The organism is Roseateles sp. P5_B10 (genome assembly GCF_056400485.1).
Genome location: NZ_JBFULE010000555.1, coordinates 1 through 3,598, shown reverse-complemented (window position 1 = coordinate 3,598; position 3,598 = coordinate 1). Strand labels below are relative to the sequence as shown.

Here is a 3,598-nt window from a genome sequence, read left to right as displayed (position 1 = left end):
GCGTCGACCCAGACCTGCAGCTGCTTCCAGTTGGCGTCGTGGCTGTCGAGCTTGCCGTCATGGTTGCTGTCCTGTTCGGCCATGGCGGCGTAGCCATCCTTGGCATGCTTGCCGTTGGCCAGCACGGTGCCCATGCCGAAGAGTTCACCGCCGCTGTTGATGAGGCCGTCATGGTTGCGGTCCATCACCAGCAGGCCATCGCCGCCAGCCACCCAGCCCACCTTGTTGGCCTGGCCGGTGCCCAGCAGGTCGAAGTTCACGCCCTGGGCGGCGGCCAGCGTGTTGACGCCGTGGCCATCCAGGTCGAGCACGATGGGCGTGACGTTGAAGTAGGCGTTCATCTGCGCCGCGCTCATTTCGCCGAAGGTCGTGCCTTGCAGCGCGTCGAGCTGAGCCATGCTCATGGCGGTGATGTCGCGGGTTTCCAGGCCGCTGATCTGATCGGTCGTGAGGCTGTGGATCTGATCCGTGGTCAAGGCCGCCGCCTGCGCCGTGGTCAGCGCCGTGATCTGCGTCGCCTTCAGCGTGCTGAACTGGTCGCTGGTGATGGCCTGGATCTGCGCATTGCTCATCGCGGCGACGTGGGCCGTGGTCAGTGCGCGCAGGTCGTCGGTTTCCAGCGCCGCGATCTGCGAGTTCGTGAAGGCCTTGACCTGGGTGGAGGTCAGGGACGCGAACTGCGCCGTCGTGAAGGTGTTCAGGTCGTCGGTGGCCAGGTTGTTGATCTGGCTGGTCGTCAGCACCGACACGCGGGTGCCCAGGCCGGTCAGCTGATCGGTGGTCAGCGCACCCAGCTGGGTGTTGGTGATGGCCTGCAGCGATGCCGAAGTCAGCTTGGCCAGGTCGTCGGAGTCGATGGCCACGATCTGGTCGGTGGACAGCGAATTCACCTGGGCCGTGGTCAGCACCGAGATCTGCGCCGAGCCCATGGCCGTCAGGTCGGCTGCGGCCAGGCCCTGGATCTGTGCGGTGGACAGCGACAACACCTGGGCCGTGCTGAGCGCGGCGATGTGCTCGGTCTGCAGCGAGGCGATCTGATCCGAGTTCAGGCTCGACAGCGCCGCCGTCGTCACCGCGCGCAGGTCGGCCGTCTGCAGATTCGGCAGCTGGTYGGTTGTCAGCGAACCGAACTGGGTCGCGTTCATCACCGCGTAGTGCTGTGTTCCCAGGGCCGTCAGATCGTCCGTCGTCAGGTGCGACAGCTGGCCGGCCGTCAACGCCTGGACCTGGCCCGTGCTCATGCGAGCGAACTGGTCGGTCGTGAACGCGTTCAGGTCGTCGCTATTCATCGTCGACAGCTGGGCCGTCGTCAGCGAGTTCACCTGCGCCGAGGTCAGCGATTGCAGCTGGTCGCTGGTCAGCCCATCCAGCTGGGTGCTGGTCAGGGCGCGCAGCGCGGTCGTGGTCAGGAAGCGGATGTCGCCGGTCTCGATGGCGGACAGCTGATCGGTGCTCAGCGCAAACGCCTGGGCGGAGTTCAGCACGGCCACCTGGGCGGTGCCCAGGGCCGTCATGTCGGCGGCCGTCAGGCCCTGGACCTGGGACGTCGTGAGCGAGCCGATCTGGGCGGTGCTGAGGCTGGAGACCTCGTCGGAGCTCAGTGTCAGGATCTGATCCGAAGACAGGCCACGCAGCGCTGCCGTGGTGACGGCGCGCAGGTCGGCCGTCTCCAGCTTGGGCAACTGGTCGGAGGTCAGCGAACCGAACTGACTGGAGTTCAGCGTCGCGAACTGGGCCGTCCCCATGRCGTTGAGGTTGTCGCTGGCCAAGCTGCTCAGCTGGGCCGTCGTCAGTACGGCGACCTGGGCGGTGGAGAGCTTGTTGAACTGGTCGGACGTGAGGCTGTTCAGGTCGTCCGTGTTCAGCGTGCGGACCTGGTCGGTCGTCAGCGAGTTGATCTGGGCACTTGTCAGGGCGCGCAGTTGGTCGCTGGTCAGGCCGTCCAGCTGGGTGCTGGACAGGGCGCGCAGGGTCGCCGTCGTCAGCGACTTCATGTCGGCCGCATCAATRGCAGACAGTTGGTCGGTCGACAGGTTCTGGGCCTGCGCCGAGCTCAGCGCGGCGACCTGGGCCGTGCTCAACGCCGTCATGTCGSCGGCGGTGAGACCCTTGACCTGGGCGGTSGTGAAGGCCGCCACCTGGCCCGTGGACAGGCTGGACACCTCGTCGGAGGTCAGCGACTGSACCTGGTCGGAACTCAGGCCGCGCAGCGCATTGGTCGTGACGGCACGCAGGTCGGCCGTTTCCAGCTTGGACAGCTGGTCGGTCGTCAGCGAGCCGAACTGGCTGGAGGACAGTGTCGCGAACTGGGCCGAGCCCATCGCGTTGAGGCTGTCCGTGGCCAGGTTGGACAGCTGCGTCGTCGTCAGCGCCTGGATCTGCGAGGTCGACAGGCGGGAGATCTGATCCGTCGTCAGGACGTTGAGGTCGTCCGTGTTGAGGCTGACGATCTGCGGGCTGGTCGTCAGCGCGTTGAGCTGGGTGCTGGTCAGGCCGCGCAGCTGGTCGCTGGTCAGGCCGTCGAGCTGGGTGCTGCTCAGGGCGCGCAGGGCGGCCGTCGTCAACGACTTCATGTCGGCCGCGTCGATGGCCGACAGCTGGTCGGTGGACAGCGACTGTGCCTGAGCCGAACTCAGCACGGCCACCTGGGCGGTGCCCAAGGCCGTCATGTCAGCAGCCGTCAGGCCTTGGATCTGGCTGGTGGTCAGCGAGCCGATCTGGGCGGTCGTGAGGCTGGACACCTCATCGGAGCTCAGCGTCAGCACCTGATCCGAGGAGAGGCCGCGCAGCGCGGCCGTCGTGACGGCGCGCAGGTCGGCGGTTTCCAGCTTGGGCAACTGGTCAGAAGTCAGTGAACCGAATTGCGTGGAATTCAGCGATGCGAACTGGGCCGTGCCCAGGGCGTTGAGGTTGTCCGTCGTCAGGTTGCTGAGCTGAGTGGTCGTCAGCACCTGGATCTGGGCAGTGGAAAGCTTGTTGAACTGGTCGGACGACAGGCTGTTGAGATCGTCCGTGTTCAGCGTGCGGACCTGGTCGGTGGTCAGCGAGTTGATCTGGCTGGAGCTCAGCGCGCGCAACTGGTCCGAGGTCAGGCCGTCCAACTGGGTGCTGGACAGGGCGCGCAGGGCGGCCGTCGTCAGCGACTTCATGTCGGCCGCCTCGATGGCTGACAGCTGATCCGTGCTCAATGCGGCCGCTTGGCTAGAGCTCAGCACGCCAACTTGGGCCGTGGACAGGGCCGTCATGTCACCGGCCGTCAGGCCCTTGACTTGCGTGGCGGACAGCGAAGCAATCTGTCCCGTGGACAGGCCCGCCACCTCGTCGGAGGTCAGCGTCAGGATCTGGTCGGAGCTCAGGCCCGCCAGTGCCGCAGTCGTGACGGCGCGCAGATCGGCCGTCTCCATCTTGGGCAACTGGTCCGACGTCAGCGAACCCAGTTGCGACGAATTCAGCGTGGCGAACTGGGCCGAGCCCATCGCGTTGAGGTTGTCCGTCGTCAGGTTGCTCAGCTGAGCAGTCGTCAGCACCTGCACCTGGGCGGTGGAGAGCTTGTTGAACTGGTCGGACGTGAGGCTGTTGAGGTCGTCCGTGTTCAGCG

At 66.1% G+C, this 3,598-nt stretch carries 1 protein-coding gene; it reads right to left on the bottom strand.

Annotated elements, in window-relative coordinates; genetic code table 11:
- Positions 1–3,598, bottom strand: a 3,598-nt coding sequence (locus tag AC1DU6_RS23715) for a beta strand repeat-containing protein (RefSeq protein WP_477860045.1), incomplete at both ends; no start/stop codon positions are given.